This is a genomic window from Ectothiorhodospira sp. 9100 (genome assembly GCF_022227565.1).
Classification (GTDB): Bacteria; Pseudomonadota; Gammaproteobacteria; order Ectothiorhodospirales; family Ectothiorhodospiraceae; genus Ectothiorhodospira; species Ectothiorhodospira marina.
Genome location: NZ_JAJNAN010000010.1, coordinates 1 through 15,146 on the forward strand (window position 1 = coordinate 1; position 15,146 = coordinate 15,146).

The following is a 15,146-nucleotide window of genomic DNA, read 5'->3' on the forward strand; positions in this document are numbered from 1 at the left end:
CGCAGGCAGGAGAGCCGGTCATCTGCCCCGAGGACGCCGGTCCGGGCAATCGTATTCACGCTGATGACCTGGCCACGCTGTGCGCAGCCGCTCTGGATCATGGTCCGGAAGGACAAACCTACAACGTGGGGGACAGCGACCACCGCTCCATGACCGATTTTGTCTATGCCGTGGCAGATGCTGCAGACCTCCCGCGTCCCCCCTGCGTGAGCATGGCGGAAGCGGAAGAGGTGCTCAGTCCGGGCATGATGTCCTTCCTGCGTGAGTCCCGGGTCGTCGTGGCGGGGCGCAGTCTGGTGGATCTTGGGGTGGATCTGCATTATCCGCGGATGGAAGCCGGCATCCGGGCATCACTCAAGGTCGAACAAGGCGATGACACACTTGATGATGCCGAGGTCACTCCTTACCGCATCAGCCGTCGCAACACCCACGGATGACACGCGCAAGCACGATTGCCTTGTGCCCGCGACGGTGGCAGCATGAGCCACTTTTTTGAGACTGACATGAGGGCACTGCCTTGATACGCAAGAACCCCACGGGGCATCTGCCCCAAGTGGCCGAGTCTGCATTCGTGGACCCGACAGCCATCCTTTGTGGCAAGGTGGTGGTTGGAGAGCATGTGTTCATTGGTCCCTATGCCGTCATCCGGGCCGATGAACTGGACGCTCAGGGTGAACTGGAACCCATCATCATCGGTGATAATTCCAATATTCAGGACGGGGTCGTCATCCACTCCAAGTCCGGTGCCCGGGTCGAGATTGGGGAAAATACCTCCATCGCCCATCGTTCCATCATCCATGGCCCCTGCAAGGTAGGGAACCGGGTCTTCATCGGCTTTAACACGGTCCTGTTCAACTGCTCGGTGGGAGGGGGATCGGTCATCCGCCATAACTCAGTAGTGGAAGACTGTCAGGTGCCGGAATCCTTCTATATCCCGTCCACCAGCAATATCCATTCCGAAACCGACCTGGCGAGCATCGAGGCGGTCACAGCGGATGCTTCAAGTTTCTCGGAGGATGTGGCCCAGACCAATGTAGGCCTGGTACAGGGCTACAAACGCATACAGAACGAACTCTGAGAAGGAAAGCCGGCCCCCCGGCCTGCACCGGGAGGCACGGGCGTCAGGATCCGACCATTACATCCGTTCGGCGGCCATCTCCTGGACCTGCTGAAGCATGGCGGGGTCGTTCTGCAGGGACATGGCGACCTGATTGTACTCGTCCACGCTCATGCCCTCGTCCTGCACGGCGCTGATCATTTCCTCCTGGGCCTCCTGCTGCAGGGACTGGGCCTCGGCTTCATCCGTCACATCCTGAAGCTGCTCCGCAAAGTCATCGCGGATATGCTGCACAGCCACAAAGGCATCCACGAAACGGTCCAGGGTCTGGGGATCCACTTGGGGAGCCTGCTGCTGGTCCATGCCCGGGGGCTGTTGCTGCTGGCCCTGGAAATCACCCTGCTGCTGGGCCATGGCGTGGCTACCCAGGCCCAAGAGGCCGGCGATGGCCACGGTGAGGGAAAGGGTGCGAAGGGGATGATGTTTCATGCGGTTTCTCCTGGTGAAATTAGCGTTACGTCTTGGATAAGCAGATTCCGTGCCAGGAAAGCCATGCCGAGACCGTAGCCCTCTACCCTAACTCTCATACATCACGGTGGTGAGGCACCCCCGATGATGAAAGATACAATACGAGCCCCTCTCCCCTCAGGGGAGAGGGGTTGGGGTGAGGGCTGGCACAGTGCCTCCCCCACCCCCTCATCCCCAGCCCTTCTCCCCCAAGGGGGAGAAGGGAGCTTCCGTAGCTGAACCTGGGTGCTTTCACGTTCACGAAATTCTCTTACGACACTGCCATGCCCCCCGCTGAGGGTGAGTCAGGATGGCACATGCGCCACCATGCTACGTGCGCGGAAATGCCTGAGCGTCCATGTCCGCCTCGTCATCCTGGGCGCCATCTCCCAGCCTTCGGTAAAGGGTGCGGCGACCGATCCCCAGCACCTTGGCCGCCTGGCGCTTGTTGTCATCCAGGCGTTCGAGCACCCAACGGATGTAGCGATCCTCGATCTCCTGAAGGGTAGGCATGTGGGTGTCCTCCTCCGACCACAATTGGGTGGCCGCGGCACCGGCACCTGATTCGGTGCGTGCAGCATCAAGCCGTTCAGGGAGATCCGCCAACTGGATCTCGGTGCCACGACAGAAGGTGACCGCCCGCTCGATGAGGTTGGTCAATTCCCGCACGTTGCCGGGGAATGAGTAGCTGCGCAGAGCGCGCATGGCCTCGGGGGTGATGCCCTCCACAGGACGATCCATGGCCGCTCCAAAACGGGCCAGGAAACGCGCCGCGAGGCGTTCGATGTCATCACCCCGTTCCCGCAGCGGCGGCACATGCAGGCGGAAGGTTTCCAGGCGATAAAACAGGTCCTCGCGGAAACAATTATCGGCAATCATGGGCCCAAGATCACGGTTGGTGGCCGCCACGACGCGCACATTGGTTTCCTTTTCCTGATTACTGCCCACCGGGCGCACGCGGCCATCCTGAAGCAGGCGCAGCAGCTTTGCCTGCATGGCCATGGGCATCTCGCCGATCTCGTCCAGCAACAGGGTGCCTCCATGGGCCTCGGCGAAGAGGCCTCGACGCGCCTGCTGCGCCCCGCTGAAGGCTCCGGCGGCATGGCCAAAGAGCTCGCTTTCCATGAGTTCGCCGGGTATGCCCGCGCAGTTGATAGCCACGAAGGGGCCACCGGCGCGATCACTCTCGGCGTGAATGGCCCGGGCCACCAGTTCCTTGCCGGTGCCCGACTCCCCGGTGACCAGCACCGGTCCGGAGGCACGTGCCAGTCGACGCACATTTTCGTACAGGGCCTGCATGGCCGGGCTGCTGCCGATCAGGCCATGGAAATCATCCGCCTCCAGCAGCTCGCGGTAGCGGGCCACTTCGGCCTGTAATCGGCGGGTGCGCAGGGCACGGCGCACGGAGATGACCAGATGATCCAGATCCACCGGCTTGGTGAGAAAATCGTCGGCTCCCTGCTTGAGGGCCTCCACCGCCTGGGCAATGGTGCCAAACGCGGTGAGCATGATGAACGACGGCGGCATGGGCAGGCGACGGCACTGTATGAGCAAGTCCTGGCCATCGTTCCCGGGCAGGCGCAGGTCACTGAGGACCAGCGAGATATGCCCGGTTTCCAGATGCGCCCGCGCCGCCTCCGCATCGCCCACGGCGAACACATTCAGGCCGGCATCCTTGAGTTCTTCCACCACCAGCTCACGATGGGAGGCATCGTCCTCCACGACCAGGATCTGCTCAAGGTTGTTATTGGAGGTCTGGGTCATCATTGCCTTCGGTTGCCACGACATTGAGGGGTAGATGAAGCACGAACCGTGCCCCACCCAGGGGGCTTTCCCCCACGTGGATCTCGCCATGGTGCTCCGTGACGGCACCATGGGCCACCGCCAATCCCAAACCCGTGCCGCTGCCCACGGACTTGGTGGTAAAGAAGGGTTCAAACAATCGTGAGCGATGGTCCGGGTCGATGCCCGGTCCATCATCTTCCACCACCAGTGCCAGACGCCCTTGCGCCGATGTCCAGCTCACCTGGACCTGTCCGCCGGGCGTGGCCTGGATGGCGTTGCGCAGGAGGTTCGTCAGGGCCTGTTCCAGCCGCGCTCGATCCATGGGGATCACCGGGCCATCCTCCGGATTGAGCAGAGTCAGGACAGTGCCCCGTGCCCGCGCCTCATCCTGCACCTGGCTCAACGCGGCACTGACCAGTCGACGCACAGGTTCATCGCGCACGCGAGGGGGGTTTCTACGGCCAAAATCCATTAACTGGCGCACGATTCGGTCCATCCGGCCCACTTCCTGACGAATCTCAGCCAGGGCCCGGGCCTGCGGCGTGTCCGCCTCCACCCGACGCAGGGCCCGTTGGGCCTGTCCGTTGATCACCCCCAGTGGGGAACCCAGCTCATGGGCCACCCCCGCCGCCAGCTGGCCGATCGCGGCCAACTTTTCAGAGTGGCGCAGGCGTTCCTCCAGGGCTGCCTGATGGCGGCGCTGGGTCTCCAGCTCGGCATTGGAGCGATCCATGTTATCCAGCATTCGATTCATGGCCTCAGCCAGCACTCTCAACTCCCGCGGCCCGGCACCCGTCACCCGTAACTGACGATCTCCCTGACCCACCCGTGCCATGGCATTGACCAGGCGGCTCACATGACGCCCCACCGCTCGTTGATGACCGAACACCACCACCGTAATGAACAGCAGGCTGAGAACCCCCAGGGCGGTGAGGGCGCGGGAGCGCACCTGCGTCAGGTCGTCATGAAAATCACCACCATGGCGGGTCACCTGGAGCAGTCCGTTGATACGGCCACCGGCATCGCTCAGGGGCATGAAAAAGGAGTAGATCTCCTGGCCACTCCGATCGTCACAGGCGCCATGGGTACCCGTTACCGTAGCAAGACGGGCATCCCGCCGACGATCCATGGACGGGCTGCGTGGGCCACTGGCTGCCACCAGTTCTCCCTGGTGATCATAAACGTAGGCACCGTAGACCTGATCGATGCGAAAGGCGGAATCCAGGGCCTGCTGGATATTACTCCGCTCGCCACGGGAGAGGGCGTCGCTCAGGGGCAGATGAATGGCGCGTGCCACCAGCTCGATATCGTGCTGCATCCGCGTTTCCATGTGCGACTCGAGGGTCTTGAGGCCAGACCAGCCCGCCAGAAGCACGATGATCAGCAAGGGGGCGAGCACAAAGGCGAGCAGGGCAGCCCGCAGGCTGTAAGGATACCCAGGAAGTTTCATGGCAATGGCCGGGTGGTGGATTCAGGCGACGCGATTAGCCGCTTTGATCATGATACCCGATACGAAAACCACCCCAGTGACGTCCTTTGACGAAGATGGGCACGGAGAGATCATGCATGATCTCTCCGGTGTCCCGCTTGTAAGTCTGCAACAAATAGGGTTTTTGATGCGAACCGCAGCGGGATCCGGTGCGGTCCTTGAAGATGCGCTTGGTGCGGTTATTGGCCAGATCCTTCTCATAATCGCCGGTCAGGGCCTTGGCATAACGCCGGTTATGGGTGGGGAAATAGCCCCGATCATCCACAGCACCGGCATAGGCGATAAAGCGATGGCGCTCCAGGATGGGCTCCTGTATGGCTGGCAGCACCTGATCGGTGAAATCGTCAAAGCGTGTCTTGTGCTTTACCGGGTCGGTATCCGGTATCGGCTTGTAGTTGCGGTCGAAGAGATCCTCCAGGCGAATGCGCCCGGCATCCACCGCCGCTTCGAAGGCACGGCCCACAGCGGCAGCAGCCTGTTCCGCCTCATGGCGCACCTGATCATGCAGGCCTCCCAGTCCCACATCCCCCAGGAGTTCATAAATCAGTTCTGCCCGTTCCGCCAATTGTTCCGCCTGCGCGGACAAATGACTGACATCATCCTCCGTCTCCCGTAGATGGCTGCTCACGGTCTGAATCGCCCGGGTCACCTCATCGAGATGTTGATGGTTCTGCTCGGCGCCACTGACCACCGTCTGGATGCAATTATCGGCATTGGCAGAGTGATTGAGGATGTCAGAGAGGTGCTGATCCACCTTCACGGTGCGATCGGCACTGCCCTGGACTGACTCCACCAACTGCTGCATGGTGGAGGCGGCCTGGTGGGTTTCGGTATTGATCTCCTGCACCATCTGGCCAATCTCGCCGGTGGCCTGCGAGGTACGGTTGGCCAGGCTGCGCACCTCATCGGCCACCACCGCGAACCCCCGTCCCTGTTCACCGGCTCGGGCGGCCTCGATGGCCGCATTCAAGGCCAGCAGATTGGTCTGTTCGGCAATGCCACTGATCACCTGGGTGATGCGCTGGATCTCGCCAGCCCGGCCCTCGAGACGGGACATGAGTTGCGAGGCCTGCTCCATGCGGGCCTTCATCTCCTCCATATGACTCAGGGCGTCTTCCACGCAGGCATGACCGTCGTGACTGGCCTCGTTGGTCAGACGAGCGCTCTCGGCTGCCTGTTCTGAACTCTCCACGGAGGTCTGCACCGTGGCGGAGATCTGCCCGGAGGCATCAGCAATACCATTGACGGTGGAGACCTGGGAGTGAACCCGCTGCTTCAGGGTGACCGAGGCGTGGGACACCTCCGCGGCGGAAACGGCGATACGCGATCCCGTATCGGCCAATCGCCCCGCCAGCTTACCTTGCTGATCCAGGGCCTGGGCGATGATCTTGACCCGGCTATCATCATGATCACCCAGTGGGGTAGGGGTGCGGGAGCGGCAGCGCGTGTACAGCGCCTCCAGGTTCCGTTCCCGGGGTGCCACTTGCAGTCTGTCCATCACCGCCACGGCACCGCCGGTGGCGAGCACGGAAGCCAGGATGGCCGATCCCGGCCCGGGCCCCAGCAACCACACGAGACTGAGGGCCAGCAATCCGGACAGTACCACCAGGCCGGTCATAAGGAGCATGCGTTGTGTCATGGCGAGATCCGTGATGAGGAAAACACGGGGCGCCTGCCGGGCGCCTCCCTGCGAGTTCAGTATCGGCCAATACCGTCAGGCCTGTAGGGTTTGATTCACCTCAATTTACCCCCAGTACCCCTATGTGCAAAGCACACCGGTCGGCTAGATGCCCAGTTCGTCCCAAATCTCATCAACCCGTCGTTTCACCTCGTCACTCATGACGATGGGCGTACCCCACTCCCGTTGAGTCTCTCCAGGCCACTTGTTGGTGGCATCAAAACCCATTTTGGAACCGAGGCCGGAGACAGGAGAGGCAAAATCAAGATAATCAATAGGGGTATTATCGATAGTGACCGTATCCCGACCGGGATCCATACGGGTGGTCATGGCCCAGATCACGTCCTTCCAGTCCCGCGCATTCACATCATCATCCACGATGATCACGAACTTGGTGTACATGAACTGACGCAGGAAGGACCACACGCCCAGCATCACCCGCTTGGCGTGGCCCGCATACTGTTTACGGATACTCACCACCGCCAGACGGTAGGAACACCCCTCCGGCGGGAGATAGAAATCAACGATCTCGGGAAACTGCTTTCGCAGGATGGGCACAAACACCTCATTGAGGGCCACGCCCAGGATGGCCGGCTCGTCCGGTGGCCGACCCGTATAGGTGCTGTGATAGATGGGGTCCGGGCGATGCGTCATGCGTTCCACGGTGAACACCGGAAAGCTGTCCACTTCATTGTAATACCCGGTATGGTCGCCAAATGGCCCCTCAGGTGCCATGTCATCCGGATGGATCACGCCCTCCAGAATGATCTCGGCGGTGGCCGGCACCTGCAGATCATTGCCCAGACAAGTGGTCAGTTCCGTGCGGGAACCCCGCAGTAAACCCGCAAAGGCATGCTCCGAGAGGGTATCGGGCACCGGGGTGACGGCCCCCAGGATGGTGGCAGGATCGGCACCCAGGATCACGGAGACCGGGAAGGGTTTGCCAGGGTGGGCCTTTTGCCATTCCCGAAAATCCAGGGCGCCCCCGCGATGGGATAACCAGCGCATGATCACCCGGTTGCGACCGATCACCTGCTGCCGATAAATCCCCATGTTCTGACGTTCCTTGTGGGGGCCGCGGGTCACCACCAGACCCCAGGTGATCAAGGGACCGGCATCCCCCGGCCAGCAGACCTGCACGGGGAGTTCTCCAAGGTCCACTTCATCCCCCTTCTTGACCACGCTCTGACACACCCCGTGACGTACCTTTTTGGGCGCCATGTCCAGCACCTTCTTGAAGACAGGCAGGGTACTCCAGGCTTCCTTGATCCCCTTGGGCGGATCGGGTTCCTTGAGGAAGGCCAGCAACTTGCCCACCTCGCGCAGGGCTTCCACAGAATCCTCGCCCATGCCTAGAGCCACCCGGCGGGGGGTGCCAAAGAGATTGCCCAACACCGGCATGCGATGTCCGGTAGGGTTCTCGAAGAGCAGGGCAGGGCCCTCGGCGCGGAGCGTGCGATCGCAGATCTCTGTCATCTCCAGGCGCGGGTCGACGGGCGTCTGGATGCGCTTTAATTCGCCCATGGCCTCCAGGCCCTGGATGAACTCGCGAAGGTCACGATATTTCATGATGGTCCGGTCTACAGGTGAAAGTCGGCAACGACGGGCGCATGGTCGGAGGGGCGCTCCAGTCTTCGTGGCGCCACATCGATTGTACTGGCGGTACACTGCCCGGCCAGGGCGGTTGTGGCCAGGATCAGATCGATTCGCAGCCCCTGATTGCGGCGGAAACGGGCGGCCCGGTAATCCCACCAGCTATAACTCGCATCCGGCTGATCAAAACGCCTGAAGACATCCACGAAACCCAGATCCATGAGGGTCTTGAGCGCCTCCCGCTCAGGTATGGAGCACAGGATTCGCTCGTGCCAGGCCTCAGGATCGTAGACGTCGCGATCCTCGGGGGCAATGTTGAAATCACCCAGCACCACCACATGCTCATGCCGATCCCGCTCGGTACGCAGAAACTCGGTGACCCGACGCAGCCATTCCAGCTTGTAGACATACTTTTCGGACCCCACCTCGGAGCCATTGACCACGTAGAGGTTGATCACACGCACGCCGTCCACGGTGGCGGCCAGGATGCGCCGATCCGGGCTCTCCACGCCGGGGGGATCGGTCACCGGGTCCATGGCCGCCTTCCGTGAGAGCAGGGCCACGCCGTTATAGGTCTTCTGCCCCCCAAACACGGCCTGATAGCCCGCCTCCGACAGCGCCTCCACCGGGAAAGCCTCATCAATGAGCTTGGTTTCCTGAAGGGCCAGTACGTCGGGACGCTGCTGCTCCAGCCAGTCCAGTACATGGGGCAGACGCACCTTCAGGGAATTGACATTCCAGGTGGCGATCCTCATGCCGCGGCCAGCCCCGAATGACGCAACAGGGCCTCGATATCGGGTTCCCTTCCCCGAAAAGCCTTGAAGTGCTCCAGAGCAGGGCGGGATCCACCTTGCTCGAGGATCTCGGTGAGAAAGGCATGGCCCACGCCGGGACTGAACAAACCTTCTTCCTCAAAGCGGGCAAAGGCGTCGGCAGAGAGCACCTCGGCCCATTTGTAGCTGTAATAACCCGCCGCGTACCCGCCGGCAAAGATATGCGAAAACCCATGCTGAAAACGATTGAAGGCGGGTGGCTTCATGACCGCCACCTGATCACGGACCTGGTCGAGGATCTCCTGAATGCGTGCCCCCCGATCCGGATCGTATTCCGCATGCAGGCGCATATCAAACAGGGAAAACTCCAGTTGCCGAACCATCTGCATGGCGGCCTGGAAGTGCCGGGTGGCCAGGAGCTTGTCGAACAGGTCCTGAGGCAAGGGCTCGCCCGTTTCGTGATGGGCAGCGAACATGTCCAGGGCCTCCCGTTCCCAGCACCAGTTCTCCATGAACTGACTGGGCAATTCCACGGCATCCCATTCCACACCATTGATGCCGGCCACATCCGGGCAATCCACCCGCGTGAGCATGTGATGCAGCCCGTGACCAAATTCATGGAAGAGGGTGAGCACTTCATCATGGGTGAACAGCGCCGGCTTGCCACCCACGGGCGGCGTAGAGTTGCAGGTCATGTAGGCCACCGGCAACTGCAGATCATCACCATCGCGCAGGCGATTCAGGCACTCATCCATCCAGGCGCCGCCTCGCTTGTGGCTGCGCGCGTACAGGTCCAGATAGAAGCGCGCCCGCGGGGTACCGTCCGGGTCCTGGATCTCGTAGAAACGCACTTCCTCGTGCCACACGGGAACACCCGTCTCCTGATGGATGCGCACCTGATACAACCGCTCCACCAGATCAAATAGCCCCTGCAACACACGATCCACCGGGAAGTAGGGCTTGAGATCTTCCTGAGAGAGGTTGTAGGCATGCTGGCGCAGTTTCTCCGAGGCATAGGCCAGGTCCCAGGCCTGCAGGTCTTCCAGCTCCAGATGCTCCCGGGCGAACTCGTTCAGGGTCTCCAGTTCCTGGACGGCGGCGGGACGTGCCCGTTCGGCCAGATCCGTGAGGAATCCCACCACCTGTTCCGGGGATTCGGCCATCTTGGTGGCCAGGGAGAGTTGGGCATAATTGTCATAACCCAACAGTCGGGCCTGTTCGTTCCGCAGGGCCAGAATGCGCTCCATCACCTCGGAGTTGTCGAATTTCCGGTCGTGGGGGCCCTCGTCCGAGGCCCGTGTGACGTAGGCACCATACACCTCGCGACGCAGCTCCCGGTCGTCGGCAAAGGTCATGATGGCATAGTAGGAGGGAAACTCGAGCGTGATCAGGCACCCCTCCAGGGAGCGCTGCCGGGCGTTCTGCCGCAACATATCCATGGCCGACTCGGGCAGGCCCTTCAGTGAGGCTTCCTCGGGCACATGGCGCTGCCAGGCCTGGGTGGCATCGAGGACATTCTCCTCGAAGCGTGAGGTCAACTGAGAGAGCCCTTGCGCGATCTCCTTGTAACGATCCTTCTGTTCATCTCGCAGGTCCACACCGCTCAGGTGGAAGTCCCGCAGGGCGTTGGTGATCACCCGTTGCTGCGTGGGAGAGAGGTCAGCAAACCCCGGACCTTCGGCCATACTCTGGTAGGCCTGAAACAGCCGGACATTCTGCCCCATCTCGGTAGCATAGTCGGAGAGCTTGGGCAGACAGGCATTATAGGCCTGACGGAGAGACTCGGAATTCACCACGGAATTCATGTGGCGCACCGGTGACCAGATTCGGTTGAGTCGGTCTTCCAGCAGAGCGAGGGGATGAATGAAATTGTCCCAGGTGAATGGCTCCGACTGATCCAGCAGGGCATTCATGGCCTCGCGATTTTCCGCCAGCACCTGGTCCACAGCCGGCTCCACGTGTTCCGGCAGGATCTCGGGAAACGGGGGCAACCCGCTCATCTGCAAAAGGGGATTATTCATGAAGGCTCGGATCAAGATAGGGTCAGAGTATTAATGTAACACGCGAATTCGCTTCTGAGCGCAGTCGTCGTGTCATCCCCCGTCGCCCCCTGAAATCACCCTTTTCAATGCGCGATACGCATGCCGGATGGCGGATGGCGGATGGCGGGGATCTCATCTCAGGTCGTGAGCAACAGCCAGGCAAGGCCGCCAATGGATAGCAGGAAACCAAGTCCCCCAAAACGGGTCATCCAACGGTACCGGGTAACCAGGTGGTCCTCGGGCAAGGCCGACAGGATATAAGGCCGGCGACGATCGGGGCCGCGACTCAAGAGGTGCGTTGCGGGTGCCATGGCGCGCTCGGCACGCTGCATCAGGGCCGTATCGGTAGCAGCCTGCCGGGCGGCCTCCCACTCTTCCAGACAGATCTCTCCGTCTTTGTTGGCATCGAAGCGGGCGAGGGCGGCGGGATCCTTTTTCCACTCCCTGAGGATCCGCGCGACCTCGGTGCTCAGCGTGGTTTCATCTCCGGTGACGTGACTGCGGAAATAACCGATGGCGTAGAGATCATCATCAAGATGCAAACGACTCTCGATATAGCGATAACGTCCGGCACCCAGAAAGGTCCCCCCGCCCTTGGGCCCCACCAATGGTCGACGTGAGTCTCCATGCCAGCGGTCCTGATGCACGTGGACCACCTGCGCCCCCTCCGGGTCCACCACGCATTGACCGGTTTCATCCTCCAGATAGAAGAGATCGGTGCTGGTCCCCTGATCCACACAGGTCCAGCGCTGACGGGATTGGCGCCCGGAGCCGCTGCGGTCGCGGCGATCGATCCGATAGGAATACCAGGCGCAGTGGGTACCGGTCAGTGGGGCAATGATGGGAGCGCCTTCCATGAGGCGGGCCTGACCCATGAGTTCCACGTAGCCCTGGGCGGCTGAACGAACGCGAGAGGTGGGCGTATCAGCGATCAGGCGCTTGCGGGTGGCCCCACGGATGAACCCGAACAGGGAGAGGCACAGGGTGGCACCCAGCAAGGTCGCCAGGAGCCAGAATTCGCCTGGATCCAGCACTGGAGCGAAGGCCCGCGATCAGTTGAACAAGGCCCGCACATCCACGTCCTGAGTCTCGCGACGGGTGAACTCCAGGAGATCAAAGGGACCGAAGCGGAACAGGTGGGCAATCACCAGGTCCGGGAATTGCTCGATGCGCACATTGTTACGGTTCACGCTCTCGTTGTAATACTCGCGTCGGTCAGCGATGGCATTTTCCAGGCCGCTGATCCGGGTCTGCAGATGGCGATAGCTTTCATCGGCCTTGAGGTCCGGATAGGCCTCGGCCACGGCAAACAGGTTGCCCAGACCAATACGCAGACCATCTTCGGCCTCGCCCAGGGATTTCATGTCACCTTGTTGCTGTGCGGCATTCACCGCTGAGCGGGCACGCATGACCCGCTCAAGGGTCTCCTTTTCATAGGTCATGTACTGGCGGCAGACTTCCACCAGCTTGGGCAACTCGTCGTAGCGCTGTTTGAGCAGCACCTCGATGTTGGACCAGGACTTGGAGACCGCGTGCTTGAGGTTCACGAGGTTGTTGTAAATGAGCACCGAATACAGGGCGATCAGAAAGAAGATGCCCAACATGACATAACCGCCGATATCCATGACATTGACCTCAGTCGGATGGTGGAAGCGCCTGGGGACCATTGTGCCCCAGGCCGCAGCGGGATGTCGCCCTGCGGATCGGCTGTTTTCCACCCATGATCGCCTCGATCATGGGAGGGCAGGGGACCATCAGATGTCCAGATTGGAGGCGGTGAGCGCGTTGGCCTCGATGAACTCCCGGCGCGGCTCCACGTGATCCCCCATCAAGGTGGTGAAGACTTCGTCGGCGCGGATGGCATCTTCGACCTGAACCTGCAGCAGGCGCCGGGTCTCGGCGTTCATGGTGGTCTCCCAAAGTTGTTCGGGATTCATCTCACCCAAGCCCTTGTAGCGCTGTACCGCCAGCCCCCGGCGAGCCTCGGCCATCAGCCAGTCCATGACCTGCCGGAAACTGCTCACGGGTTGACGCCGTTCCCCTCGCTGGATGCTGGCCCCTTCATCCAGCAGACCATCCAGGCGTTCCGCCAGGCTGCGCAACAGGCGAAATTCGGCCGACTCGAAGAAGTCGACGCCAAAGACATCCCGAATCTCGGCACCATGCATCAGACGCACCACGTGCACCTGGTAGCCGCCCCGATCATCGTCGTGAATTTCCATCCGGTACTGGGTGGCCCCAGCGGCATCCGATTGCAAGCCATCCATCACATGATTGAACCAGGCCTCAAGCTGGTCGCGATGGGCTCTTTGTTCATCGGACAAGGGCGAAGAGAACACCATTCGCTCGAGCAGGTGACGGTCATAACGTCGACCGAGGCGCTGCACTGCCGCCATGACGCTGTTGTAACGTCGCGCCAGGTCCTCCAGGGACTCGCCGCTGACCGGCGGGGCGTTCTCGTGCACCAGCAGTTTGGCGCCATCAAGGGCCTGATTCAGCAACAGGTTGGTCATCTCCAGTTCATCCTTGACGTAAAGTTCCTGCTTGCCCCTTTTGATCTTGTAAAGCGGTGGCTGAGCGATGTAGATATGCCCCCGCGCGACCAGTTCCGGCATCTGACGGTAGAAGAAGGTGAGCAGCAGTGTACGGATGTGGGAGCCATCCACATCGGCGTCGGTCATGATGATGATGCGATGGTAGCGCAGCTTATCCGGATCGAACTCATCCTTGCCAATTCCACATCCCAGCGCGGTGATCAGGGTGCCCACCTCGGCGGAGGAGAGCATCTTGTCGAATCGGGCCTTCTCCACATTGAGGATCTTCCCCTTGAGGGGCAGGATGGCCTGCGTGCGACGATCGCGACCCTGCTTGGCAGAACCGCCAGCGGAATCACCCTCAACGATGAACAGTTCGGAAAGGGCAGGGTCCTTCTCCTGGCAGTCAGCCAGTTTGCCAGGCAAGCCAGCCACATCCAGCGCGCCCTTGCGGCGGGTCATGTCCCGGGCCTTGCGGGCAGCTTCCCGCGCCCTGGCGGCATCGGTGATCTTGCCGGTGATGATCTTGGCCTCGGCAGGACTCTCCAGGAGGAAGTTGTGCACCGCGTCGGCCATGACCGACTCCACCACACCCTTCACTTCCGATGAGACCAGCTTCTCCTTCGTCTGGGAGGAGAACTTGGGGTCGGGCACCTTGACGGAGAGGACCGCAGTGAGGCCCTCACGGGCATCGTCTCCCGTGGGGTTTACCTTGTGGCGCTTGAGCAGGCCCTCGGTGTCCATGTACTGATTCAGCGTGCGGGTAAGGGCAGAGCGGAACCCCGCCAGATGGGTCCCCCCATCGCGCTGAGGAATGTTATTGGTGTAGCAGAAGATATTTTCCTGGTAGGAGTCATTCCACTGCAGGGCGATCTCGACACCCAGTCCGTCACGATCAGCGTCCATGTAGATCACGTTGGGGTGCAAGGGGGTCTTGTTTCGGTTCAAATGCTCGACAAAGGCCCGGATCCCGCCCTGATATTCGAAGATGTCCTGCTTGCCTTCATCTCGCTCATCCACCAACTCGATCCGCACACCCGAGTTAAGGAATGACAACTCGCGCAGGCGACGGGAGAGGATGTCGTAGTGGAATTCGGTATCACCGAAGACCTCGGGGCTGGGCTTGAAGCGGATCAGCGTACCTGTTTTCTGAGTCTCACTCACCGGTTTGAGAGGTGCTTCTGGGACGCCCATGTGGTAGGTCTGTCGGAAAGTCTGACCACCCCGGTAGATGGTCATTTCCAGAACCTCGGAGAGGGCATTCACTACCGACACGCCCACGCCGTGCAGCCCCCCGGATACCTTGTATGAGTTGTCATCAAACTTGCCGCCCGCATGGAGCACGGTCATGATGACCTCGGCTGCGGATCGGCCTTCCTCTGGATGAATGTCCACAGGGATGCCGCGACCATCGTCACTCACGCTCACCGAGCCATCACTGTGGACGGTGACCACGATTTGGTGACAGTGCCCGGCCAAGGCCTCGTCGATGGCATTATCCACCACCTCGAAGACCATGTGGTGCAGACCGGTGCCGTCATCCGTGTCACCGATGTACATCCCCGGGCGCTTGCGGACCGCGTCCAGGCCCTTGAGGACCTTGATGTTGGAGGAGTCGTAGGTGGGAGGCGTGAGGTCGGTCATGCTTTGCCTGCGGTGGACTGAAATGAAGCAGGCATTATAACACT

11 protein-coding genes and 1 pseudogene are annotated in these 15,146 nt (G+C 61.2%); 2 read left to right on the forward strand and 10 right to left on the reverse strand.

What is annotated here, in order from left to right; genetic code table 11:
• Together LPW29_RS04870 and LPW29_RS04875 are read left to right on the forward strand one after the other, a co-directional pair.
• Positions 1-437, forward strand: a pseudogene (locus LPW29_RS04870) (SDR family NAD(P)-dependent oxidoreductase); the annotation flags it as partial.
• A gap of 80 nt (positions 438-517) precedes the next feature.
• On the forward strand, positions 518-1,078 hold the full coding sequence (locus tag LPW29_RS04875) for a carbonate dehydratase (RefSeq protein WP_090254979.1): 561 nt from the start codon (positions 518-520) through the stop codon (positions 1,076-1,078).
• A 57-nt stretch (positions 1,079-1,135) separates the two neighbouring features.
• Here LPW29_RS04875 and LPW29_RS04880 read toward each other — a convergent pair whose 3' ends face one another.
• From LPW29_RS04880 to gyrB, 10 genes are all read right to left on the reverse strand, one after another.
• Positions 1,136-1,546 (reverse strand): DUF4168 domain-containing protein, encoded by a 411-nt coding sequence (locus LPW29_RS04880; protein ID WP_238627106.1) that lies wholly within the window; start codon positions 1,544-1,546, stop codon positions 1,136-1,138.
• A 348-nt stretch (positions 1,547-1,894) separates the two neighbouring features.
• Entirely contained in the window at positions 1,895-3,328 is a 1,434-nt protein-coding gene (locus tag LPW29_RS04885; RefSeq protein ID WP_238627107.1) for a sigma-54-dependent transcriptional regulator, read from the reverse strand.
• The gene (locus LPW29_RS04890) at positions 3,309-4,799 is read right to left on the reverse strand and encodes a sensor histidine kinase (protein WP_238627108.1); all 1,491 of its coding nucleotides are present in this window, start codon (positions 4,797-4,799) and stop codon (positions 3,309-3,311) included. Before LPW29_RS04890 ends, LPW29_RS04885 begins: the two co-directional genes overlap by 20 nt.
• 34 nt (positions 4,800-4,833) lie before the next feature.
• Positions 4,834-6,465 carry a methyl-accepting chemotaxis protein gene (locus tag LPW29_RS04895; protein WP_238627109.1) on the reverse strand — a complete coding sequence of 544 codons (1,632 nt, stop codon included), beginning with the start codon at positions 6,463-6,465 and terminating at the stop codon, positions 4,834-4,836.
• Positions 6,466-6,621: 156 nt separating this feature from the next.
• Positions 6,622-8,085 (reverse strand): 4-hydroxy-3-polyprenylbenzoate decarboxylase, encoded by a 1,464-nt coding sequence (gene ubiD, locus LPW29_RS04900; RefSeq protein ID WP_090254989.1) that lies wholly within the window; start codon positions 8,083-8,085, stop codon positions 6,622-6,624.
• Between the two features lie 11 nt (positions 8,086-8,096).
• A complete protein-coding gene (xth, locus tag LPW29_RS04905) occupies positions 8,097-8,864 on the reverse strand; it encodes an exodeoxyribonuclease III (protein ID WP_238627110.1) in 768 nt (255 codons plus the stop codon).
• Positions 8,861-10,903: an oligopeptidase A gene (gene prlC / locus LPW29_RS04910; protein WP_238627111.1), complete on the reverse strand. Its 2,043-nt coding sequence runs from the start codon at positions 10,901-10,903 to the stop codon at positions 8,861-8,863. The genes xth and prlC overlap by 4 nt, the downstream gene beginning before the upstream one ends.
• A 158-nt stretch (positions 10,904-11,061) precedes the next feature.
• Positions 11,062-11,958: an E3 ubiquitin ligase family protein gene (locus LPW29_RS04915; RefSeq protein ID WP_238627112.1), complete on the reverse strand. Its 897-nt coding sequence runs from the start codon at positions 11,956-11,958 to the stop codon at positions 11,062-11,064.
• Positions 11,959-11,976: 18 nt separating this feature from the next.
• Positions 11,977-12,549: a LemA family protein gene (locus LPW29_RS04920; RefSeq protein ID WP_238627113.1), complete on the reverse strand. Its 573-nt coding sequence runs from the start codon at positions 12,547-12,549 to the stop codon at positions 11,977-11,979.
• 129 nt (positions 12,550-12,678) lie between these two features.
• Positions 12,679-15,102 (reverse strand): DNA topoisomerase (ATP-hydrolyzing) subunit B, encoded by a 2,424-nt coding sequence (gene gyrB, locus LPW29_RS04925; protein WP_238627114.1) that lies wholly within the window; start codon positions 15,100-15,102, stop codon positions 12,679-12,681.
• Positions 15,103-15,146 lie beyond the last annotated feature (44 nt).

Excerpts from the sequence above, each read along its gene's own strand:
- prlC (WP_238627111.1), bottom strand. The coding sequence starts at position 10,903 with ATGAATAATCCCCTTTTGCAGATGAGCGGGTTGCCCCCGTTTCCCGAG.
- LPW29_RS04880 (WP_238627106.1), bottom strand. The coding sequence starts at position 1,546 with ATGAAACATCATCCCCTTCGCACCCTTTCCCTCACCGTGGCCATCGCC.
- ubiD (WP_090254989.1), bottom strand. The coding sequence starts at position 8,085 with ATGAAATATCGTGACCTTCGCGAGTTCATCCAGGGCCTGGAGGCCATG.
- LPW29_RS04920 (WP_238627113.1), bottom strand. The coding sequence starts at position 12,549 with ATGGATATCGGCGGTTATGTCATGTTGGGCATCTTCTTTCTGATCGCC.
- LPW29_RS04885 (WP_238627107.1), bottom strand. The coding sequence starts at position 3,328 with ATGACCCAGACCTCCAATAACAACCTTGAGCAGATCCTGGTCGTGGAG.
- LPW29_RS04890 (WP_238627108.1), bottom strand. The coding sequence starts at position 4,799 with ATGAAACTTCCTGGGTATCCTTACAGCCTGCGGGCTGCCCTGCTCGCC.
- gyrB (WP_238627114.1), bottom strand. The coding sequence starts at position 15,102 with ATGACCGACCTCACGCCTCCCACCTACGACTCCTCCAACATCAAGGTC.
- LPW29_RS04895 (WP_238627109.1), bottom strand. The coding sequence starts at position 6,465 with ATGCTCCTTATGACCGGCCTGGTGGTACTGTCCGGATTGCTGGCCCTC.
- xth (WP_238627110.1), bottom strand. The coding sequence starts at position 8,864 with ATGAGGATCGCCACCTGGAATGTCAATTCCCTGAAGGTGCGTCTGCCC.